The 22,280-nt window shown below is 67.1% G+C and carries 20 protein-coding genes; 2 read left to right on the forward strand and 18 right to left on the reverse strand.

The window, feature by feature from the left end:
• Positions 1–59: 59 nt before the first annotated feature.
• From AC1RWI_RS13765 to AC1RWI_RS13835, 15 genes are all read right to left on the reverse strand, one after another.
• Entirely contained in the window at positions 60–2,459 is a 2,400-nt protein-coding gene (locus tag AC1RWI_RS13765; RefSeq protein ID WP_492866964.1) for an MMPL family transporter, read from the reverse strand.
• Positions 2,452–3,078: a LolA family protein gene (locus AC1RWI_RS13770; protein WP_043355709.1), complete on the reverse strand. Its 627-nt coding sequence runs from the start codon at positions 3,076–3,078 to the stop codon at positions 2,452–2,454. The genes AC1RWI_RS13765 and AC1RWI_RS13770 overlap by 8 nt, the downstream gene beginning before the upstream one ends.
• Positions 3,075–3,524, reverse strand: coding sequence for an acyl-CoA thioesterase (locus AC1RWI_RS13775; protein ID WP_043355712.1), 450 nt, complete (start codon positions 3,522–3,524; stop codon positions 3,075–3,077). The genes AC1RWI_RS13770 and AC1RWI_RS13775 overlap by 4 nt, the downstream gene beginning before the upstream one ends.
• A gap of 31 nt (positions 3,525–3,555) precedes the next feature.
• The gene (locus tag AC1RWI_RS13780; RefSeq protein ID WP_492866967.1) at positions 3,556–4,572 is read right to left on the reverse strand and encodes a lysophospholipid acyltransferase family protein; all 1,017 of its coding nucleotides are present in this window, start codon (positions 4,570–4,572) and stop codon (positions 3,556–3,558) included.
• A complete protein-coding gene (locus tag AC1RWI_RS13785; RefSeq protein ID WP_043355715.1) occupies positions 4,569–5,312 on the reverse strand; it encodes a glycosyltransferase family 2 protein in 744 nt (247 codons plus the stop codon). The genes AC1RWI_RS13780 and AC1RWI_RS13785 overlap by 4 nt, the downstream gene beginning before the upstream one ends.
• The gene (locus AC1RWI_RS13790) at positions 5,305–7,023 is read right to left on the reverse strand and encodes an ApeI family dehydratase (RefSeq protein WP_043355717.1); all 1,719 of its coding nucleotides are present in this window, start codon (positions 7,021–7,023) and stop codon (positions 5,305–5,307) included. Before AC1RWI_RS13790 ends, AC1RWI_RS13785 begins: the two co-directional genes overlap by 8 nt.
• Positions 7,016–7,564: a COG4648 family protein gene (locus AC1RWI_RS13795; protein ID WP_492866969.1), complete on the reverse strand. Its 549-nt coding sequence runs from the start codon at positions 7,562–7,564 to the stop codon at positions 7,016–7,018. Before AC1RWI_RS13795 ends, AC1RWI_RS13790 begins: the two co-directional genes overlap by 8 nt.
• Positions 7,565–7,570: 6 nt before the next feature.
• Positions 7,571–7,828: an acyl carrier protein gene (locus tag AC1RWI_RS13800; RefSeq protein WP_043355719.1), complete on the reverse strand. Its 258-nt coding sequence runs from the start codon at positions 7,826–7,828 to the stop codon at positions 7,571–7,573.
• A gap of 87 nt (positions 7,829–7,915) precedes the next feature.
• On the reverse strand, positions 7,916–8,191 hold the full coding sequence (locus AC1RWI_RS13805) for a phosphopantetheine-binding protein (protein ID WP_043355720.1): 276 nt from the start codon (positions 8,189–8,191) through the stop codon (positions 7,916–7,918).
• Positions 8,178–8,954 (reverse strand): lysophospholipid acyltransferase family protein, encoded by a 777-nt coding sequence (locus tag AC1RWI_RS13810; protein ID WP_492866972.1) that lies wholly within the window; start codon positions 8,952–8,954, stop codon positions 8,178–8,180. Before AC1RWI_RS13810 ends, AC1RWI_RS13805 begins: the two co-directional genes overlap by 14 nt.
• Positions 8,947–9,675, reverse strand: coding sequence for a beta-ketoacyl synthase chain length factor (locus AC1RWI_RS13815; protein WP_043355723.1), 729 nt, complete (start codon positions 9,673–9,675; stop codon positions 8,947–8,949). The genes AC1RWI_RS13810 and AC1RWI_RS13815 overlap by 8 nt, the downstream gene beginning before the upstream one ends.
• 623 nt (positions 9,676–10,298) lie before the next feature.
• Positions 10,299–11,561, reverse strand: a complete 1,263-nt coding sequence (gene fahA, locus AC1RWI_RS13820; RefSeq protein WP_043355724.1) for a fumarylacetoacetase — start codon at positions 11,559–11,561, stop codon at positions 10,299–10,301.
• Between the two features lie 105 nt (positions 11,562–11,666).
• Positions 11,667–13,016, reverse strand: coding sequence for a homogentisate 1,2-dioxygenase (gene hmgA, locus AC1RWI_RS13825; protein ID WP_492866975.1), 1,350 nt, complete (start codon positions 13,014–13,016; stop codon positions 11,667–11,669).
• Positions 13,017–13,032: 16 nt separating this feature from the next.
• A complete protein-coding gene (locus AC1RWI_RS13830) occupies positions 13,033–13,260 on the reverse strand; it encodes a DUF2783 domain-containing protein (RefSeq protein ID WP_043355728.1) in 228 nt (75 codons plus the stop codon).
• A 528-nt stretch (positions 13,261–13,788) separates the two neighbouring features.
• Entirely contained in the window at positions 13,789–14,181 is a 393-nt protein-coding gene (locus AC1RWI_RS13835; RefSeq protein WP_082055166.1) for a helix-turn-helix domain-containing protein, read from the reverse strand.
• Between the two features lie 265 nt (positions 14,182–14,446).
• Here AC1RWI_RS13835 and AC1RWI_RS13840 point away from each other — a divergent pair, with 265 nt between their 5' ends.
• Both AC1RWI_RS13840 and AC1RWI_RS13845 read left to right on the forward strand, forming a co-directional pair.
• Positions 14,447–15,055 carry a TetR/AcrR family transcriptional regulator gene (locus AC1RWI_RS13840; RefSeq protein ID WP_043355730.1) on the forward strand — a complete coding sequence of 203 codons (609 nt, stop codon included), beginning with the start codon at positions 14,447–14,449 and terminating at the stop codon, positions 15,053–15,055.
• A gap of 188 nt (positions 15,056–15,243) precedes the next feature.
• Positions 15,244–16,215: an alpha/beta fold hydrolase gene (locus AC1RWI_RS13845; RefSeq protein ID WP_492866978.1), complete on the forward strand. Its 972-nt coding sequence runs from the start codon at positions 15,244–15,246 to the stop codon at positions 16,213–16,215.
• Between the two features lie 168 nt (positions 16,216–16,383).
• Here the strand turns inward: AC1RWI_RS13845 and AC1RWI_RS13850 are convergent, their stop codons facing one another.
• From AC1RWI_RS13850 to AC1RWI_RS13860, 3 genes are all read right to left on the reverse strand, one after another.
• Positions 16,384–17,400, reverse strand: coding sequence for a zinc-binding alcohol dehydrogenase family protein (locus AC1RWI_RS13850; protein WP_492866980.1), 1,017 nt, complete (start codon positions 17,398–17,400; stop codon positions 16,384–16,386).
• Between the two features lie 130 nt (positions 17,401–17,530).
• Positions 17,531–20,368, reverse strand: coding sequence for a formate dehydrogenase subunit alpha (fdhF, locus tag AC1RWI_RS13855; protein WP_492866982.1), 2,838 nt, complete (start codon positions 20,366–20,368; stop codon positions 17,531–17,533).
• Between the two features lie 14 nt (positions 20,369–20,382).
• The gene (locus AC1RWI_RS13860; RefSeq protein WP_492866984.1) at positions 20,383–22,092 is read right to left on the reverse strand and encodes an NADH-ubiquinone oxidoreductase-F iron-sulfur binding region domain-containing protein; all 1,710 of its coding nucleotides are present in this window, start codon (positions 22,090–22,092) and stop codon (positions 20,383–20,385) included.
• Positions 22,093–22,280 lie beyond the last annotated feature (188 nt).

The raw sequence follows: 22,280 nt of genomic DNA on the forward strand, positions 1-22,280 counted from the left end.
GGTTTTATTTGTCTTGCTATCTGTCTTGCTACCTGTCTTGCTGCTACTTCAACATGCAACTAGTGCGTATGCCCATGCGGCACGTGCGGCGCGTGCGGCCGGAACCATGGCGACAGCACCCATACCGCCCCCACGCCCGACAGCATGGTCATGCCAAAGGCATGCAGCGCAGGCGTGGACGACAACGCCAGCAGGCCAAAGGCCAGCAGCGTACTGGCCGCGCCAAGCACGATCGCCGTCCATGACTCGCCGTCGCCGGGATGCTCCAGCAGGAAGATGCCGTAGTCCACGCCCACGCCAAGCAGCAACGCCAGCGCAAGCACGGAGAACAGCTGCAGCGGCACATGCAGCCAGCCCAGCAGCGCCACGCTGAATACCGCCGCCAGCAAGGTCGGCACCAGCGCCCGCCACGAGGCCCTGCCATAGCGCCATGCCAGCAACAGCGCCACGCCCAGCGCGCCGGCACCCAGCAGCCAGGTCATCAGCACGCGGTAATGCTTGAGCAGCGAGGACAGGTCGGCCACGCGGTCCACCCACTCGACGCCCTGCACCTTGGCCGCCGCCGCCTCGATCAGCGCAATGGTGGCGGGCTTGTCCAGCCCGCGCAGCAGCATGACGCTGGCGTAGCCCTGACCCTCGCGATCCAGCCAAAGGTGGCGCAACGTCTCGGAAACCGGGTTCGCCAGCCACGCCGGCAACGTCAGCACACGGTCCGGCGCGGCGGCATTGGGCGCACCCACGGCGCCGCCCACCGCGCGCGCCACGCGCTCGCGCACGGCGGCCTCCAGGCCGTGCGTCAGCGTGGCATCGGCATGCTGGCGGGACGCCGATGGCACCCAATCGGAGATGGCCAGGAAGCCCTCCAGCTCGCCGCGCGCCACCACGCCCGCCAGCGCCGCCTTGACCGCTTCCTCGCGCGCCAGCACCTGGTCCGGCGAGTCGCCGCGCACCAGCAGGAACTGGGCGGGGCTCGGCGTGCCCAGCAAGCGCCCGGCGGTGCGCTGCGCCTCGATCAGCGCCGGCGGCGAGCTTTGCAGCTGGCGCACGTCATCCGCCACCCTGACCTGCCACAGCCCCGGTGCGATGAACAAGGCCAGGGCGCCCAGCAGCAGCATCGAAGCGCGATCCATGCCCACGCGCGGCCAGCGCGCCAGGCTGGCGGTCAGCCAGCTCGACAGGCGCGTCTGGCGCAGCTGGCCGCGGTCGAGCAGCGGGAACCAGAACACCACGGTCAGGAAAGCCGCCACCAGTCCCACGGCCGAGAACAGCGCCATTTGCCGCAGCCCCGGGAACGGCGCGATGCCCAGCGCCAGGTAGGCCACCACGCTGGTCGACAGCGCCAGCGCCATGCCCGGCAGCAGCCGGCGCATCACCTGCGGCGGCGACATGCCAGGGCTGGCCTGGCGCGACACGAAATAGTGAATGCCGAAGTCCTCGGCCACGCCCACCAGGCTGGCCCCGAACACCAGCGTGATCAGGTGGACGCGGTCAAAGACCAGCGCGGTGGCCGACACCGCGGCAGCCGTGCCGATCAGCAGCGACAGCCCCACCAGGATGATCGGGCGCAGCGAACGGAAGGCCAGCCAGACCAGCAGCAAGACCGCCGCCAGCGAGCCCCAGCCGATCACGTTCATCTCCAGGTTGGCCTGGGATGCGGCGGCTTCCGCGTGCAAGGGAATGCCGGCGGCCACCACGTGGACGCCGTCATCGCCCTGCGCGGCGGCGCGCTCGCCCAGCTGCAGCACGTCGCCGTAGTCCGTATTGCCGCTCACCGAGAACGCAGGCTTGGTGATGCGATACGTCAGCAGCACCCACTCCTTGCCCTCGGCGCTGAGCGCTGCGCGGCCATCACGCTCATGCACGCGCGTAATCGCCGCGCGCGACAGCCACCAGTCCTGCCAGAGCCCGATCGGGTCGGCTGCCCAGTCGGTCAGGCGCGGGCCAGTGGAAAGCTGGTAGAGCCGGGTCAGCGCCTGTTGGGACAGTGCATCGGGATCCGCCTGGCGCAGCATGGCGCGCTGGCTGTCGGTAAGCAGGCGGTCGCGGTAAGGCCGGTAGAAGGCTAGCGCCGCGTCGAGGTCGAAACTGGCGATGCGGTCCACCGGCTGCAGCAAGCTTGCTTTCGGTTTCGCAGCCGCGCTGAAGCGGTCGGCGGCGGCGCGGGCGCGGGCCCAGTCGGGCGCGCCGACCAGCACCACGATCTCGCGCGAGACGCCATCGGCCAGCCGGCGCAGCACGCGGTCGGCGGTGGCGGTGCGCTGGCTGGTGGGCAACAAGGCCATCACATCGGTGTCGAGCCGCGAGGCGCGCCAGAACTGCAACTGATGCACCGTCAGCGCGATCACCAGCAGCAGCCACGCCACGGCCAGCACCCGCTCCAGGGTGCTGAGCCCGTGCGCGGGCTTGCCGGTGGCCGGGGCGGCCTTTGCGGCCTTCGCCACCTTTGCCGCCTTACTCAAAGCGCTTCTCCTCGTCCGCGCCAAGCTTGCCGGCCGCACTCGGGTCGATCAGCTTGACGGTGGTGCTGTCGCCGCTGCCTTCTTCCAGGCGCACGTTGCGCACAAAGCGGTCCCCGGCCAGCTCGATGCGGCTGAATACGCGCCGCATGCCGGCGTCGGTCGGCGTCAGCGTCAGGGTCCAGCCGCTCTTGCCAACCAGCTGGCCGGCCACCTCGAAACGTGTGGACAACGCGCGCAGGTCGCCGCGCAGCACGGCAATCACCGATTCGCCCACGACCCGCATGGCGGGCTGGGCGTCTGCCTGCAACTGTTGCTGCACGCGGCCATCGGCACCGCGCATGACCAGCCGGTCCGGCGTGACCAGCAGGCTGGACGCAAACGGCTCACGGGTGCTCCACACCACGCCGCGCTCGCGCGCGAGCACGAAGTCACCGCGCGAGACCAGCGGATTGGCAAAGCCGGACAGGCGGCGCGTCTGCTCGAAGCGTCCGTGGATGACCGGGGCATCGGACAGGCGCGCAGCCACCGAGGCCAGCAAATCCGGCGCGGCCGCGACGGCAAGGCCAGGGCCAGCCAGCACGGCGCAGCACAGCACCAGCAACAGGCGGCGGCGCATCATGCCTGGCGCTCCGGCTGCGCCCCGTCTTGCAAGCCAAGGCACGCCAGCAGGACCGGCGGGCAGACGTACTGCATCTCGCCACTGGCCATGTCCACCGCCACCTGGATGGTGTAGCCCTTGGTCAGGCGCCGGCCGCTGGCGGCATCGCGGACCACATACTCGATCTTGAGCCGGTTCTCCCACTCGACGATGGTGGCGCGCACGATGAATGACTGGCCGTAGGTAAGCGGCCCGACATACTTGACGCGCATGTCCACCACCGGCCACGCATAGCCCGAGTCCCGCATGGCGGGGTAGTCGTAGTGGTAGCGCGCCAGCAGCGCGCAGCGCGCCTGCTCGAAATAGCGCACGTAGTTGCCATGCCAGACCACGTTCATCGGGTCGAGGTCGTGGAAGGCCGCGCTGAGCGTGATCTCAAAGCTGAAGTCCAGGGAGGCTTGGGGCATAAGATTGGGTATCGCGATATCCGGATTGAGGTCAGCTCTCGATGGGCGCGGCGCTGGCGCGCGCTGCGTCCGGCACGGCGCCGCCCTGCCCCCAGAAATCGTAGAAGTTGAACCAGTCGTAGGGCGACTCCACCAGCAGTTGCGACAGCCATTGCGCATAGCCGGCCGCATGCTCGGTCAGGATCGCGTCGCGCCGCGCGCGCGGCAGGCGCACTTCACGGGCCAGCTCGGTAAAGCGCAGCAGATGGCCGTCGCCCGAACGCACGCAGCCCATGGCGAACAGCGGGCATTCCAGCAGCGCCGCTAGCACATAGGGCCCCACGGGAAAGCGCGCGGGCGCGCCCAGGAACGGCACCGTCACGGCGCGGCCGCCATGCACCGGGACGCGGTCGCCGGCAATGGCCACGAACTCGCCCGCGCGGACCTTCTCGGCCAGCTGCAAGGCGGTGGCCGGCGAGATATCGTCGACCTGGAACAGCTGCAGTCCCGAGCGCGGGTCCAGCCGCGACAGGATGCGGTTGAACTGCGCCGCGTGCGCGGTATGCACCAGCACCGTCAGGCGCAGGCCGGCGCGCTGGTTGGCCAGCACCCGGCACAGCTCCAGGCAGCCCATGTGGGCGGTCACGATGATGCCGCCCTGCCCGCTGGCGATCTGCGCCAGCATCACCTCGGCGCCTTCGCGCCGCACCGCGCCGTAGCGGTAGCCGCCGCCGATGGCCAGCAGCTTGTCTAGCAACGTGTCGGCAAACGAGAACAGGTGGCGCAGGCTATGGCGCAGCCCCGGCACCATGCCCGCCGGGCCAACCGCGCCCGTGGCGGCCTGGATGCGGCGCAGATAGTCAAGCGACGCACGGCGCGCCAGCGGCTTGGCAAGCCAGTAGTAGGTCACCACCGGGTACAGCACCACGCGGAACAGCACGCGGCCGCACAGGCGATACAGCCAGTACAGGCTCCACACGCCCCATACGCAAGTGGATTCGCGGATCTGGCTCCAGTGACGGGCCATGCGCCCGGGTTGCGCCGCTTGGGTGGCTTGGGGTGCGCTCATGCCGGCCGCACCTTGCGCCACAGCAGTACCGGCAAGCGCTTGAGCATGCCGAAGAAGAGCCGCGTATGCATGGACGAGATCAGCACATTGTCGCGCCAGACCTGGAAATGGGAGACGCCGTCGGTGGGATACGTCACGCGCGTGGGTACGTTGACGATGCGCACGCCGCGCCAGACCAGATGCACCAGCACCTCGGTATCGAACTGCATGCGCCGGCCCAGCTTCACCTGGCGCACCAGCGGAAGCACGTGCCCGAGAGGATAGACGCGCAGGCCGCACATCGAATCGCGCACGGCGAACGACAACGTGTTGATCCAGACCCAGACGTGGGTCAGGTAGCGCGCCAGCAGCCGCACGCGCGGCACCGACTCGTCGTAGACCGGGCAGCCGCAGATCATGGCGTGTGGGCTGGCTTGCGCCAGGGCCAGGAACTGGGGGATGCAGCCGGCATCATGCTGCCCGTCGGCGTCGATCTGCAGCGCATGGGTAAATCCCATGCGCGCGGCCTGCTCGAAGCCCGCCATGATGGCCCCGCCCTTGCCCTGGTTCTGCGGCAGGCGGATCAGGTGGACCCGGTCGGCATGGCTTGCGGCAAGCTCGCGCAGCACACGCTCGCAGGCCGGGTTGCTGCCGTCGTCCACCAGCAGGCACGGCAACGGGTGCGCGAGAATGGCTTGCACCATCGCGCCGATGGCACGTTCGTGGTCGTAGACCGGGACGAGCGCCACGGGCTTAAACATCCGCCTCTCCAAAAATGATGCGCCCGCTGGCGTGCGGGCCGCGCGCCGAACTCAGGCGAAAGGCCAGCGCGCTGCGCTCGGGCTGCCAGGCCAGCGTCATGTGCACCAGGGTGCCGGGCGTGATCACAGCCTGGAACTTGAGTATCTCGATGCGGCGAAAGCGCGCGCGCGGCGGCACCGGCAGGCGCTCTGGCGCCAGCGCCATCACCCAATCGACCTGGGCCACGCCCGGCACGATGGGGCTGCCCGGGAAATGCCCGTCGAACACGGCCAGGTCCTCGCAGACCTCCAGCTCGGCGGCGGCGGACAGCGCGTCCTGTGCGGCGTGTGCGGCCTGCCAGCGCACGGCCGGCAGCACGCGGCGGAACACGTCGCGCAGCATGGCTTGCGTAGTCTTGCCCTGCGCGTTGCAGGGCAGCGCCTCGGCAAAGCTCCAGCGCCGCGGCAACGCCACCGCGTCCACGGCATCACCAAGGCGGGCGCGCAGCGCGGCAAGCAGGGCCGCGCGGCCTTGCCCGGCCAGCATGGCCGCGCCGCTCTCGCTGGGCACCACCACGGCGCCAAGGCGCGTGCCGACATCCAGCTCCAGCAGCACAACGCGCGCCTCGCGCACCAGCGGCGACGCGGCCAGCGCCTGCTCGACCTGGGTCAGCGATACGCGCTTTTCCTCGATCTTGACGATGCGGTCGGCGCGGCCCGCCAGGGTGAAGCCGCCATCCGCGGCGGGCAGCACATGGTCCGCGCACTGAAACCAGCCGTCGTCCGGAAGGTGCGCGGAGCACACCGCCAGGAAGCCGTCCTGCAAGCGCCATTGCACGCCCGGCAGCGGAGTCCAGCGGTCTTCGTGGCGGGCACGCTGCCGCCAGGCGATGCCGCCGGTTTCCGAACTGCCAAACACTTCGATGGGCGCTTGTCCCAGATGGCGCAGCGCATCGGCCGCGGCCTCCGGCGGCAAGGGCCCGCCCGACGAGAACACGGTGCGCAGCACGCCGCGGGCGGCAGACCAGTCGAGCGCCTGCGGCATGCGCCGCAGGTGTGCCGGGCTGGTGACCAGCAGCGCGGGTGCATCGCCGCACGCGCGCACGATTTCCTCATGGAAAGAGAGACGGTCCGCCGGCATGGCACGCGCCGCGGCAAGCGGCCACAACACGCAAAACAGCAGGCCGTAGATGTGCTGGTGCGACACCGTTGCCAGCACCCTCACCTGCGCCGGCAGCGCCGCGCCGAACGCTTCTTGCAGCGCCTGCACTTCCGCGTCGAGCTGCGACAGGTGCTTGACGATGGCGCCGGGCGCGCCGGTGGAACCCGAGGTAAACATCGTCACCAGCGTGTCGCGTGAGGCCAGCGCAGGCCAGTCCATGCTGTCGGCCGGCTCGACCCATGCTTGCGGCCAGAGGCCATCGGGCAACTCCCCGGCGCAGCCGTCGGCGCGCTCGCGCAATGCCGCCAGCGTTTCGGCGCGCGTGTCGCCGGGCAGCACCACGTGCTTGCCCGCGTGCCACGCGCCAAACAGCGCCGCCGCGAACTCGGTGGTCGATTCGATGTAGAGCGCCCAGGACTTGCCCGGTGCCGCGGTAAACGCTTGCCGCCAGGCGGCCACGCGCCGCACGAACTCCGGTGCGGTGGTCACGCCGGCCGCGCCATGCGCGACCACGTGCGAGCGCCGGGCCAGCGCTGCCATCAACCCGCTTACGCCCAGCCACTCAGCCATGCCGCCCCCTTGCCATTACACGCTGGCGCACAAGCCATTCGCCGGCGAACATGGCGCCGATCAAGCCGTAGGCGATGCCGCCGTTGTAAAGCGCCCAGATGCGGTCGCTGGCCAGCACGGCGGTCAGCGCGGCTATCGTGCCGTTGCACACGAAGAACACGCACCAGGCTTGCGTCACGCGGCGCGTGTACGCCACGCCCGAGGGCGGCAGGTCCGGCTCGCGCAGCCGCGCCAGCCGCTCCACCAGGCTGGGCGGGTGCCGCAGGCTCCAGCCAAACAAGCCCAGCATCGCGGCATTGACCAGCACGGGGTACAGCTTGAGGGGCAGCGCGTGGTTGGACGCGGCCACGATCGCGGCCAGCACGGCGGCGGCCACGGCAAGCAGGCGCCAGCCGGCCTGGCGGCTGGTCAGGGCGCGCAGCAGCGCCAGTGCCACCAGCGCCAGCGCCATCACGCGCGGCGACCAATGCTGCAGGCCGAAGTAGATCGCCACCGGATAGCACAGCGTCAGCACGCCGAGCAGCAATTTGCGCACGGGCATGCGCGCTCAGGCCGTGGCGGGCGAGTCGATCAGCAAGGCCAGCGCCTGCACCACGTCCTGCACGGTGCGCACGGCCTTGAACTGCTCCGGCTTGATCGGCTTGTTCAGCATTGGCTTGAGCTTCACCAGCAGGTCGACCGCGTCGATGCTGTCGATGTCCAGGTCGTCGTAGAGACGGGCTTCGGGACGAATGCGGGCCGGATCGATCTCGAAGGTTTCCTCGAGCACCGCGGCCACCCGCGCAAAGATTTCGTCATGGGTCATGATGGGCTTCCCCCTGTTCGGCTATGACCGGCCATGGTTGCCGGCCTGGCAAGTGGTATGTGGATCCTTGGCGTGTCGCGGGCAGGTTCAGGCAGAAGCCTGACCAGCGCGCTGCTGAGATGCGACGAACGTGGCCAGCGCTGTCACGCTGGCAAAGCGCGCGCGCATGTCTTCCTTGTCGCCGTTCATGGTCACGCCGTAGCGCTTTTGCAGCGCCAGCCCGAGTTCGAGCGCATCGATCGAATCCAGGCCCAGCCCTTCGATGAACAGCGGCGCGTCGGCGTCGATATCGTCCACGCCGATATCCTCCAGCGACAACGATGAAATGATCAGTTCCTTGATTTCTTGCTCAAGCGCCTTCACGGCGGACCTCCCTGGAAAAAAACTCGGATAGCGATTGGGTCAGGTGCCGCACCGCCAGCGCGTCGTCCAGTCCGGACGGCACCATCTGGGCGACACTGACATCCTCTCGCACGTCAATGATGTAACGGGGCCTGCGGGCCGGCACGCGGTACCACTTCTCACCCTTGGTGAGCGTGGGCGGCTCGCACCGGATCACCACAGGCGTCAGCGCAAAGCCGCCGCGCACCGCGACATTGGCCGCACCCCGTTGCAGGCGCAGCGGGCCATGCAATGGCGTGCGCGTGCCCTCGGGGAAGATAACGAGATTATTGCCCGCGCGCAGCGAGGCAATGCAGTCATCCACCATGCCCGCGCCGGAGTCATTGCAGACGTAACCGGTGGCGCGCACCGGGCCACGGGTAAACGGGTTGTGGGCCAGGCCGGAGCGCACCACGCAATCGGCCTGGCGCGTCAGCGCGATCAGAAAGACGACATCGATCAGCGACGGATGGTTGGCCACGATCAGCAAGCCCTGGCGGCGCAGCCGCTCGGGATGCAGCACCTCGTAGCGGATCACCCCGACCGAGCGCATCAGCCACAGGAAAAGCCGGAATGCGTAATGCACCACGTTCTTGCAGACCCGCTGCCGGCGCGCCGAAGACCACAGCAAGACCGCAAGCAACGGAAACACGATCACCCGCAGCACAAGCCCGCCAACGCCGAAGCTGGAGAAGCACAGCCCGGTCGCGCAGACGCGCCAGGCCCGGTCCAGGCGCTCAACCATGTCGCAGCCACCTCCAGCCGGCGCGCTCCCCGGCGTGGCGCAACTCGGTGTCGCCGGACAGCATGAAGCGCAGCACCTCCAGCCCGTGCGGCAGTGTCGCGCCGGCGGCGGCCGGCAGGGCCTCCCCCACCACGTCAAGACTGAACACCGGATGCCCCGCCTGCGGCATGCCGACCCGCCACGCCCACCCGAACAGGCACTCCGGTTCGTCCGCAAAGACGGCATAGGCCTCGGGCAGCGGCGCCTCGTAGTGCACCAGCAAGACTTCCGGGGCGCCGTCTGCCAGCAGGCTGCACGCTTCCACCACCCCCGCTTCCACCGTATCGCGGCCCGCGGCCAGGGCTTGCAGGTTGCCCGGGTCGCCCCGGTCGATCGAATACAGCGCGCCGATGGCGTTATGCACGGACAGGCCGAAGGCCGTGGGCGACAAGGGCTCGCCGTCGGCAAGGTCCCCGAGCATCTGCAGCGGGCGCAGGGTGTCGCCGTGGCGCGATGCGAAGATGACGGGAATGCCGTCCACGCCCGGCTGGCAGGCATAGGCGGGGTGCAAGGCCGCGCGGCCCAGCGCGGTGATCCTGCGGCGCAGCATCGGGGCCATGGCGGCCAGCGTGGGCAATGCGTCGCCTTTGGGCAGCCAGGGCGCGCGGCTCCAGGCCTGCCAGGCTTGCTGCGTTTCTAGTTGTGCTGCACATGCCGCCCATGCGCGAATACCAAATTCCATTGCCGTGCCGTTCGCGTAGGGTGGATGAAAAGGCGGGTCGCTGCCGGCCCGCGGGTGATGCCGGTTGATGCCGGGTGATGCGCACCGAAGCCAGCAGACAGGCAGGCGATTTCGCGCACATCACGAACGCGCCCGTTGCCGCATTTTATGGGCTGATGCCGCCTGCTTGCCCGGGTTTACCGCTTGATTGCTGCTTGATTACCATTTTTGCATTGACCCCGGGGCCGCTGCCGTGACGGACAAGGCTGCCAGCCGGTAATCCGGTGTTAAATCGGCATTAATTCGGTGTTTACGACCGGAAACCCGCGAAACTGACCCCCGGCGACCCGCCGGCGGAAGCCGTGGGACATCAAAACATCATATTTGCCAGGAATGCCGAACTTTGGCCTGTCCTTTTTGTCAGGGCCGAATTCTCGCACAAAGGCGCGGCAACAGGGGATGCAAGAAGGTTAAGAAGGTTGTCAATTGTAACGGCGCGCGCCTGCCGGCCATGCGGTGGCGTAGCCATGCCTGTCAAGGCCAGGAGGGAAATGGGGGATGAGAGCGAGGGGGAACGTGACCGGGTGTATCCCCCGCCCGGCGTAGCGCGGCGGGGGCCCATGGCAAAACGAGCGTGATGCGGCTTACAGCGCGGGCAGGATCTTCCCTGCCACCTCGCCGAAGCCGACGCGGTAGCCATCGCCCTGGCACCAGCCGGCCATGACCACTTCGTCGCCGTCTTCCAGGAAACCGCGCTTGCTGCCGTCGGCCAGCGTCAAGGGCTCGGCACCGTTACGGGTCAGTTCCAGCAAGCTGCCGTAGGAATCCGGCGTGGTGCCGCTGATGGTGCCGGAGCCCATCAGGTCGCCCACACGGACATTGCAGCCGGACACGGTGTGGTGCGCCAGTTGCTGGACCATGGTCCAGTACATGGCCTTGAAGTTGGTGCGGCAAACGGTGGTGGCCTGCGCGGCGCCTTCAGGGCGCAGCGAGACTTCCAGCGCGATGTCATAGGCGTTGCGCTCGGGCTGCTGCAGATACGCCAGCGGCTCGGGCGATTGCACCGGATTGTCGCGGCGGAATGGCTCGAGCGCGTCCATGGTGACCACCCATGGGGAGATCGAGGTGCCGAAGCCCTTGCTGTTGAACGGGCCCAGCGGCACATACTCCCACTGCTGGATATCGCGCGCGCTCCAGTCGTTGAGGATCACCATGCCGAACATGTGCCCGGCGGCCGCAGCGGTGCTGACCGGCTCGCCCAGGGTCGACGGCTTGCCGACGATGAAGGCCATTTCCAGTTCGTAGTCGAGCTTCTGGCAAGCCGTAAAGACCGGGCGCGGCGCGTTCGGCGGCTTGATCTGCCCCTTCGGGCGGCGCAGCTCCGTGCCGCTCACCACCACCGAGCTGGCGCGGCCGTTGTAGCCGATGGGAATCTCCAGCCAGTTGGGCAGCAGCGCATTGTCCGGATCGCGGAACATGCGGCCGACGTTGGTGGCGTGCTCGCGCGAGGAGTAGAAATCGGTGTAGCCGGGGATGTCCACCGGCAGGTGCAAGGTCGCCCAGGCCATCGGCACCAGGGCCTGCTCATGCAGGGCCGACTTGGGATGCAAGGTGGTGTCGTCCGCCGCCAGCATGGACGTCAGGCGCTGGCGGGTTTCAGTCCATGCCGGCTTGCCGAGCGCGATGAAGGCGTTGAGCGTGGCGCCGCCAAACACGCCTTTGACGCAGGCAGGCAGCAGGCCAGCCTCGTCCAGCACCGACAGGTCGAGAATGAAGTCGCCGATGGCGACGCCTACGCGCGGGCCCTGCCCGTTCGGGGAAAAGATGCCGTAGGGCAGGTTCTGCAGCGGGAAATGCGTAACGCCATCATTGGCGGATTCGATCCAACTTTGCTGGACAGTGGTCATCGGGGGCTCCGGAGGGCAATGACAAGGGTGCCGGCGACACGCGCCGCGCGGGCACCCTGGATTCATGATGGTTGGCCGGGTGAAGCCGGCCTTGGGACTTGAGGATCAGCGCTCGTTGGGGTTGAAATGCTTCTTCAGGCCCTGCCAGCACCTGTAGTAGTCGTCCTGCAACTGCGCCGACTCCGCTGCATACGGCGTCGGCCGGATCACGGCCGGTGTCTCGAACATGAACGCCATGGTATCGCCGATGTGATGCGGCTGCGAGGTATCCGCGGCGGTGGCCTTGGCGAACGTCTCGGCATCCGGGCCGTGGCCGCTCATGCAATTGTGCAGGCTGGCGCCGCCCGGCGAGAAGCCATCGGCCTTGGCGTCGTAGACACCTTCGATCAGGCCCATGAACTCACTGGCGATGTTGCGGTGGAACCAGGGCGGGCGGAAGGTGTTCTGCATCGCCAGCCAGCGCGGGCCAAAGATGACGAAATCGATGCTGTCCACGCCCGGGGTGTCGGACGGGCTTTGCAGCACCAGGAAAATCGAGGGGTCCGGGTGATCGAAGCTGATCGAGCCAATGGTATTGAAGCGGCGCAGGTCGTACTTGTACGGCGCGTAATTGCCATGCCAGGCCACCACATCCAGCGGCGAGTGCCCGATCGCGGCGCGCCACAGGTTGCCCTGGAACTTCGCCACCAGCTCGAAATCGCCCTCACGATCCTCATACCATGCATGCGGCGTGAGGAAGTCGCGCGGATTGGCCAGTCCATTGGAGCCGATGACGCCCAGGTCGGGCAGGCGGAACAAGGCGCCGTAGTTTTCGCAGATATAGCCGCGCGCCTCGCCATCCGGCAACTCCACGCGAAAACGCACGCCGCGCGGGATCACCACAATCTCCCGCGGCTCGACGTCCAGCAGGCCCATCTCGGTCGCCAGGCGCAGCCTGCCCTGCTGCGGCACGATCAGCATCTCGCCATCGGCGTTGTAGAAGAAGCGATCCGTCATCGACCGGTTGGCCAGGTACAGATGGATCCCGCAACCCGACATGGCCTCCGGGCCACCGTTGCCGGCCATGGTGATGATGCCGTCGACAAAGTCGGTGGGCTCCTTGGGCATCGCCGGCGGGCTCCAGCGCATCTGGTTAGGCGATGGCGGCACTGCATCGAAATGACTGACGATGCGCGACTGCTCGACCCGCGTGAACGGCTCATGCATCGCCGCCGCACGGATGCGATAGCACCAACTGCGCCGGTTGTGCGCGCGCGGCGCGGTAAACGCCGTACCGGAAATCTGCTCGGCATACAGGCCATACGGCGCGCGCTGGGGCGAGTTCTGCCCCACCGGCAGCGCACCAGGCAATGCCTCGGTGGCGAACTCATTGGCAAAACCGGATTGGTAGCCGGGCGTGCCGTGATCGGGCGCCTGCCCTGTCACGTTCACAACATTCAATTGCGTCTGCGTCATGTCTTGGGTCTTCCTCTTACGCTTGCGCTTGCGATTGCGCTTTCGATGAATCGAGCACGCCCGCGCGGGCTAGCTCCATGGCTTCCTGCAGAACAGCAAGATCGCCGATGTGGTTGGCCAGCAGCAGGATCAGTTGCGCGTTGGCGGACTGGCTCTGCGCGTCGGTGAGATCGCGATGCATGTCGATCAGCGCCTCGTAGAAGTCGTCCGGACGGGCAAGGTTGGGTTCGGTACTCAGCGGCATTGGCTTGTCTCCCTACGCCTCAGGCCACTGCCGCGGCGGGCATGGTGGCCGAGTGATCACACTGGCGGTGTCTTTCGAACTTTGGATCTTGAATTTCACAATCCGTAATCGATTTACCATATCGTAATCTTACGCTCCGGACGTGTCAAACCGGTATCTGCCCTTATTTCGCTGCGGACGGCAAAAAACGGTGGGCACTACGTTTGTAGGTTAGGCGCGAAGGACGGGGGGAGACAAAGACATGACGCCAGACGGCGAACAAGCGCGGGCAGCCCGAGCAATGTCAGGCGGAGAAGAGAATCACGAAGTGCAGGGAGAAAGCGACAGGCTCGACAGGCAAACGCATGACCCGGCCTCGACGCGGGTGCGAGGCCGTCAAAGACAGACGGACGCCGCCAGGCGCGGCATCCGGCCATCCATGCAAAGCAGGCAAAACCCCAACAGCAGGCACGTGGGGGCGTGCCCGCTGCTGGCATGGCAAGCGCACGCCAGTCCGGCCGCAGACCCGGCCGGAACCAGCGCGAGTGCTCAGGCTGGCTTGTGACCTTCGCCCGGGCTCGACGCGAAGCCTGTGCTGACCGGGGTGGCCGGTGCAGGGCTTACGGCAGTGGGCGTTGCGGCAGGCGCCTGCCCGGCCATCGAAGCGGCCGTGACGCCGCCATTGCGGCTGGCAATAAACGCGTTGACGTCGGCAGCAAGATGCTGGGGTGCCAGCACCACTTCCAGGCCAAGCGCCTCGCAAGCCGCTAGGAAAGTCGACATGCGGGGGTCGGCCTGACCCGATTCTGCCCGCAAGTAAGCTTCCCGGGAGATCCCGGCCTTACGGGCGACGTCTTCCTGCTTGAGCTTTCGCGCTCGGCGCAACGCCCGCAGTTGCCGGAACGGTTCGCTAGCGCCTCTAGGCACGGCTGTACTGTTCATGTCGGTCTCCAGTCACCAGTGAAAAAAAAGTGCGCGGACGTGCATTCGAGTATAGAGCACGCAAAGCGTTCCGTATGTAATCAGGGCAACACTTTGTGCAGATTTCTTGTTGGCACCCTGCACAGGCTAATCCTAGTCTGTCAATAGGTCCGATACAGCACAATTATCTGCCTCCGTGGTGACATAACGGGCGGCGGTGAAATAGGTTGACGAAACTGCACAAGCGCGAGATTGACAATACGACCGGTCGTGCTATTCTTTCGCGATGCAGAAAGGACAACTTACCCGCGCAGCCATCATCGAGCAGGCCCTGGACACGGCCGCCCAGGTCGGGTTCGAGCAATTGTCGCTAGCCACATTGGCCGCCGACACCAGCATGTCCAAGAGCGGGCTTTACGCGCATTTCAAGTCCAAGGAAGCCTTGCAGCAGGCAGTTCTGGCGCTCGCCCTGGAGCGCTTTTCGGACATCGTCATCAGGCCGGCCATGCGCCTGCCGCGCGGCACGCGCCGGGTGCAAGCCCTCTTCGAAGGGTACATGCTCTGGCTCGGTGGATCGGTCAACAAGGGACGCTGCCTGTTCATGGCGCTAGGCCAGGAATACCGCGACCGCCCCGGTGCCGTCAGGGATCAGGTAGTGGAGTCGCTGAAAGACTGGCACAGCCTCATCGCCAGGGCCGTGACCGACGCGATCGAGGAAGGCGATCTTTCTCCGGCACAGGACGCGCGGCAGTTCGCCTTCGAGATGGTCGGCATCGGCATGTCCTTTCAACAGTCTTACAAGCTACTGGGCCGTGAAGACACCGAGACCATGGCCCGCCGGGCGTTCGAGTCGCTGCTCCGCCGCGCCGAGCTTGCGCAACCCGCGCGCAAGTAGCCAAGGGCGCGCAGACACTTGCGCGAGACGCCTTGCGCGAGACAGACCGGGATGAAATTCGAGACGGCAGGATGTCGTCTTTTTTTGAAATAAAAAAATAGCACGACTGGTCGGTCTTACGGAGGGGTATCACCCCACTCCAATGACCCGGCCCGGAATGCCAGAAGGCTTCGCTGGAGGTGACCACCGTGACGCAAGCGATTTACTCATCGACCAAGAACCGCCAGGCAGCGCCAAGAACCAAGGCGCCAGTACGCTTGGGGCGCCTTGGCTGGCAATTGGCCGAGCTGCTTTATCCGGCCGGCGTAGCGCGCGCGCTCGAGCACGCATGGTTCCGCCCTCCCCATGGCAATGGCCCGAATGGCGCAGGCCGCGAACTGCTTGACCGTGCGCGCGCAGACTGGGCGCTCGTGACCGGCCAGGGAGCGAGCCGGCGTGTGCGCGTTTATCGATGGGGCAACACCGGGCCGACCGTCTTGCTGGCCCACGGCTGGGGTGGCCATGCCGCCCAGTGGCAGCCGCTGGTTGCGCCGCTGCTGGCGGCTGGCATGCGCGTGGTCGCCTTTGACGCGCTATCGCACGGCGGCTCCGACGCGGGTGCGCGCGGCGCGGGCCAGACTTCTGTTGTGGAAATGTCACATTCGCTGTTGGCCACGGCGTGGCACGCCGGCCCGATCCACGCAGTGATAGCGCATTCGCTCGGCAGCGCCGCGCTGGCGCTGGCCGTGCGCGAAGGCTTGCACCTGCAGGCTGCCGTAATGATCGGCCCGCCGGCCGACATGCACACTGCCGCCGCGGCATTGGCCTGGCGGCTCGGCATTGGCCCCGGCGTACTGGCCCGCATGCAGCGCAACAGCGAGCGCTGGTTGGGCATGCCGTGGTCTGCGTTCAACGTCCCGGCCATCGGGCGCGCCCGCCCGGTGCCGCCCACGCTGGTGATCCACGACCGGCAGGACAAGGAAGTGGGCTGGGAAAGCGGCGCGGCCATTGCCGGTGCATGGCCTGGCGCGCAGTTGATGGCCACGGACGGACTGGGCCATCGCCGTGTCCTGCACGACGCGCAGGTCATCGCGCGGGCGGTATCGTTCATCCACGGCGCCGCGAACGCGCCCGGGCTTGCCGAGGCAACTCGCAGGATGCAAGCCCAGGCCGATGCCTGACTGACTCCCAAACCCTGCTTGCGGCAGCGATTTTGGGGCATGCCCCAAAATCGCCGCTGGCGGTTTGGGTCCGGTCTTGGCGGTTAATTGCCGATTCAAACAAAAAAGGAAGGCCGGCAGGCACCTCACCCACCGGCCTCCTCCCTGGCGGCGCGTCATACTCCTACGTCAGAACCCTTCCAGCACCAGCTTGCCGATGGTCCGCCCGCTCTCCAGCATGGCATGGGCGCGGCGCAGGTTGGCCGCGTCGATCCGCCCGAGGTTCTCGCCCAGCGTGGTCCGCAGCCGGCCGGCATCGACCAGCCGTGCCACCTCGTTGAGCAAGAGATACTGCTCGATCATGTCCGGCGTGCCAAACATCGAGCGGGTGAACATGAACTCCCACACAAAGGTGGCGCTCTTGCTCTTCAGGTCGCCCACGGCCAGCGGGCCGCTGTTCTCCACGATCGAGCAGATCTTGCCTTGCGGCGCAATCACGGTCGCCATGGCAGCAAAGTGGCGGTCCGTGTCGTTAAAGCACAGGATGTAGTCGACCTCGGCAAACCCGAGCTTGCGCAACTGGGCCGGCATGTCGCCACGGTGATCGATGGTGTGGTCAGCGCCCAGATCGCGGCACCAGGCAGCCGACTCCGGCCGCGACGCGGTGGCGATGACCGTCAACCCCGCCAGCGTCTTGGCTAGTTGAATGCCGATGGAGCCCACGCCCCCTGCCCCGCCGATGACCAGCACGCTGCGCCCGGCATGCTCGCCCTGCGGCGAGACGCCCAGGCGATCAAACAAGGCTTCCCACGCCGTAATAGCGGTCAGCGGCAACGCTGCGGCCTGGGCAAAGTCGAGCAATGCAGGCTTATGGCCGACGATGCGCTCATCCACCAGGTGAAACTCGCTATTGGCGCCAGGCCGGGTAATGCTGCCAGCGTAGAAGACCGGGTCGCCCACCTTGAGCAGGGTGACATCCGGGCCCACCGCGGCCACTGTGCCTGCCGCATCCCATCCGAGCACGCGCGTGGCGGGCTCGACCTTGTCCTTGGGCGCGCGGACCTTGGCATCCACGGGATTGACCGAGATGGCCGCCACCTTGACCAGCAGGTCGCGGCCTTCGGGCACGGGGGTGGCGATGTCCACGTCGACCAGGGATTGCGGGTCGTCGATCGGCAGGTAACGGGTCAGGCCAACGGCTTTCATTGCGGGTTCCATCAGGTCAATCAAGCAGGTTCTGCGGCGCGGGATTGCGCCATGGCCACAGCGTATCCCCCTTGCCGCGCATTGATTAGCCGGAAAATCCAACAATCAATTTCCCGATTTTCCGGAAAATCTAGCCATCTCCTTGTTTGCTGCCCGCCGCAAGGATCTGTCCGCCCCCAAAACTGGACTGCCGTGGCACCTCGCCACCCAGCGTGATGCGGATCGCGCAGTACTTGAACTCCGGGATCTTGCCGAAGGGGTCCAGCGCCGCATTCGTCAGCTTGTTGATGGCGGCCTCGTAGTAGCAGAACGGCACGAACACCGCGCCGCGCGGCGTACCGTCGTCCACCCGGGCAAACAGCGATACCTGGCCCCGGCGCGATGCAAGCGTTACCACGTCGCCCGGCTGGCCACCGATGGCGGCAAGGTCGAGCGGATGCACCAGCGCCACCGGTTCCGGTTCGATGGCATCCAGCACGCCCGCGCGCCGGGTCATGCTGCCGGTATGCCAGTGCTCGAGCTGCCGGCCGGTGATAAGCACGACCGGGTACTCCTGGTCGGGCCGCTCGGCCGCGGGAATGATGTCGGCAGGGACGAATCGGGCCCGGCCCGAAGCCGTCGGAAACGCGTCCGTAAAGATGACCGGCTCCCCCGGGTCGCCTTCAGCGCGGCAGGGATAGGTCACCGCGCCCTCCCGCTGCAAGCGTTCCCAGGTAATGCCGCCGATGCTGGGCATGGCATGGCGCATCTCGTCGAACACGTCGGCCACGCTCGCGTACGACCAGTCCAGCCCCAGCCTGGCGGCCATCTGCTGGATGATCCACAGGTCCTGCCGCGCTTGCCCGGGCGGATCGATCGCCTGGCGGCCAAGCTGCACCGTGCGGTCGGTGTTGGTAAAGGTGCCCGTCTTCTCGGGGAACGCCGAAGCCGGCAGCACCACATCGGCGAGGTAGGCGGTCTCCGTCAGGAAGATATCCTGCACCACCAGGTGGTCCAGCGCCGCCAGCGCCTCGCGCGCATGCTGGGCATCGGGATCCGACATAGCCGGGTTCTCGCCCATGATGTACATCCCGCGCACTTCGCCCCGCTCGATGGCCCGCATCACTTCGACCACGGTCAGCCCCGGCTGGCGATCCAGCGTCATGCCCCACAACGACTCGAAGCGCGCAACAGCCTCGGGATCGTCGACACGATGGTAGTCCGGATACATCATCGGGATCAGTCCGGCGTCGGAGGCGCCCTGCACGTTGTTCTGGCCGCGCAGCGGGTGCAGCCCCGTGCCCGGCCGGCCGATCTGCCCCGTCATCAGCGCCAGGGCGATCAGGCAACGGGCATTGTCTGTGCCGTGGATATGCTGGGAGATCCCCATGCCCCAAAGGATCATCGAGGCTTTGGAACTGGCGTACAGCCGTGCCACATAGCGGATGGTGTCTGCGTCGATGCCGCAAACCGGCGCCATCAGCTCCGGGCTGTAGGCCGCCACATTGCGCTGCAGTTCCTCATAGCCAATGGTGCGGCTGGCGATGAAATCCTGATCGACCAGTCCTTCGGCCACGATCACATGCATCATGGCGTTGAGCAGTGCCACATCGGTATCGGGCTCGAACTGCAGGAAGCGATGGGCGAAGCGCGCCAGGTCGCCGCGGCGCGGATCTGCCACGATCAGCCTGGTGCCATTTTTTACCGCGTTCTTGATCCAGGTTGCCGCCACCGGATGGTTCACCGTTGGATTGGCGCCGATCACGATCACCACCTGCGCGCGCGCCACATCCATCACCGGGTTGGAAACCGCGCCCGAGCCGATGCCTTCGAGCAGCGCCGCCACCGACGACGCGTGGCAAAGCCGCGTGCAATGGTCCACGTTATTGCTGCCGAAGCCGGTGCGCACAAGCTTTTGAAACAGGTAGGCCTCTTCATTGCTCCCCTTGGCGGAGCCAAAGCCGGCCAGCGCGCGCTTGCCGTACGTGTCGCGGATGGCCATCAGGCTGGTGCCAGCGAGGGCAAGGGCCTCATCCCAGCTGGCTTCGCGGAACACATCCATCACGCGCGCAGGATCCATCACGAAATCGCCCCGCTTGGGGGCGCCTTCGCGCCGCACCAACGGCACCGTGAGCCGGTGCGGATGCTGGGCGTAATCGAAGCCATAGCGGCCTTTCACGCACAGGCGCATCTGGTTGGCCGGCCCAGGATGCCCTTCGACAAACAGGATGCGGTTGTCCTTGACGTTGTAGGTGAGCTGGCAGCCCACCCCACAGTACGGACATACCGATTCGACCTGGCGATCCGGCACCGGCAACGCGGCGTCGCGGGCCGGCATCAGCGCGCCGGTCGGGCAGGCCTGCACGCACTCGCCGCAGGCCACGCAGGTGGAGGCGCCCATCGGGTCGCCCATGTCGAACACGATCGCCGCCTGGTCGCCGCGAAAGGCCAGCCCGATCACATCGTTGACCTGCTCCTCGCGGCAAGCGCGCACGCAGCGGGTGCACTGGATGCAGGCATCGAGATTGACGGCGATGGCTGGATGGGACAAATCGGCCGGCACGGCGGCGCGCGGCGCAAAGCGCGGCTTGCCGACGTCCAGCCGGGCCGACCAATGATCCAGCGCATTGTTGCGCGTGTAATGCGCCTCGCGCATATCGGACTGAAGCAGCGCCAGCACCATGCGCTGCGAGTGCAGCGCGCGCTCGGAGGCGGTCAGCACCTCCATGCCCTGGGCAGGATAGCGGCAGCACGACGGCGCCAGCACGCGCTCGCCCTTGATCTCCACCATGCAGGCGCGGCAGTTGCCGGCGGTGTCCAGGCCGTCCTTGTAGCACAGGTGCGGGATGTCGAACCCCTCGCGCTGCGCCACCTTGAGCAAGCTCTCGCCAGGCCCTGCGCACACGTCCCGGCCATTCAGGCGGAACGTCACCGTGGTACCCGAGGAGGCATCCACTTGCGCGCGCTCGGCGCGGGTCAGTGCATTCATCTCGCCCTCGCTTATCAGGCCAGTTCCTGGGGAAAATACTTGATCACGCAATCCACCGGGTTGGGCGCCGCCTGCCCCAACCCGCAGATCGACGCATCCCGCATCACCGCAGACAAGTCCGCCAGCGCGGCCAGGTCCCATTTCGGCTGTGCGATCACATCCAGCGCCTTGGCCGTGCCCACACGGCATGGTGTGCACTGTCCGCAGGATTCATGCTTGAAGAAGTGCATCAGGTTGCGCGCCACGGCCACCGCACTGTCCTGCTCTGAAAACACCACGATGGCGGCTGATCCGATAAAGCAACCGTAGGGCTGCAGCGTATCGAAATCCAGCGGAATATCGCCCAGGGACGCCGGCAGGATGCCGCCCGAGGCGCCGCCCGGCAGGTAGCCATAAAAGCAATGGCCGTCCTGCATGCCACCGCAGTATTCCTCGATCAGCTCACTCACGGTGATCCCCGCTGGCGCCACGTGCACGCCGGGCAGTTTCACGCGCCCCGACACCGAGAACGAGCGCAGCCCGTGCCGGCCATGGCGTCCCTGCGCGGCGAACCAGCCCGCGCCTTTTTCAAGGATCTCGCGGACCCAGTAAAGGGTCTCGAAATTGTGCTCCAGCGTGGGCCGGCCGAACAAGCCGACCTGCGCCACATAGGGCGGACGCAGCCTGGGCATGCCGCGCTTGCCTTCGATCGATTCGATCATGGCAGACTCTTCGCCGCAGATATACGCGCCGGCGCCACGCCGCAGCTGGATCTGCGGCATGTCCGGGATCGGCGGCTCGGCCTGCAGCCGGCGCAGCGCTTGGCCAAGCACGGCACGGCAGCCTGCGTATTCGTCGCGCAGGTAGATGTAGATGGCGCTGACCTGGGTCACCGCGGCGGCGATCAGCATGCCTTCCAGGAAGCGATGCGGGTCGCGCTCAAGGTAGACGCGGTCCTTGAAGGTACCGGGCTCGCCCTCATCCAGGTTGACCGCCATCAGGCGCGGGGCCGGCTCCGCCATCACGATCCGCCATTTGCGCCCGGTGGGGAAACCCGCGCCACCCAGCCCGCGCAAGCCGGAATCCTCCATTGTGCGCAGCAATGATTCGGAATCATGCTCCCCCGAGGCCACTGCGCGCAGCAACTGATACCCACCTTGCGTGCGATAGTCGTCATAGCCCAGATGGGCTTCGGGCGCGTGATGCACGGCGCGTGCAGCCACCGTGTCCGCAATGGTCTGCGCACTCGCAAAATCCACCGGGTTCTGCCCGACCAGCGCGGCGGGCGCGCGCTCGCAGCGGCCGATGCAGGGCGCCGCCACCACCTTGACTTCGCTGCCCAGCAGGGCCGGCAGCCGGGCGAGCAGGTCGCGCCCCCCGCCCAGCTCGCAGGCGATGCCTTCACACACGCGCACCGTCACGGCGGCCGGCGGCCGGATGACGCCATCTCCATCCTCGCGCACTACATCGAAATGATGATAGAAAGTGGCGACTTCATAGACCTCCGCCATCGACAGCCCCATCTCCTGCGCCAGCGCCACCAGGTGCGGGATCGCCAGCTGGCCGAAGCGATCATTGATGGCATGCAGGTGCTCGATCAGCAGGTCACGCCGGCGCGGTGCGTCGCCCAGGGCTGCCTGGACTTCGGCCAAGGCTGCCGGGTCGGGCTGCCTCCCCTTGGGCTGGCGGCGCTTGCGCGCCTTGCCGATATCCTGGACCGCGATGGGAATGACGACCTGGTTCATGGCAATCTCGAAAAGCAGTCTCTTGGGGGTGCCGAATGGCAACGGGGCAAGCGCTACACGTGCTTGCCCGCCGCTCCGGTTTTATCTTGCACTGCACGCGGCTCCCGCTACCCGCAGCGGGAGCCGCGGGAGGGTTTTCGCTTTCGCCTTCGATCATATCCCTAATCCCGCGGCGCATTGACCGCACC

Source organism: Cupriavidus sp. MPR-AND1C (assembly GCF_058809705.1).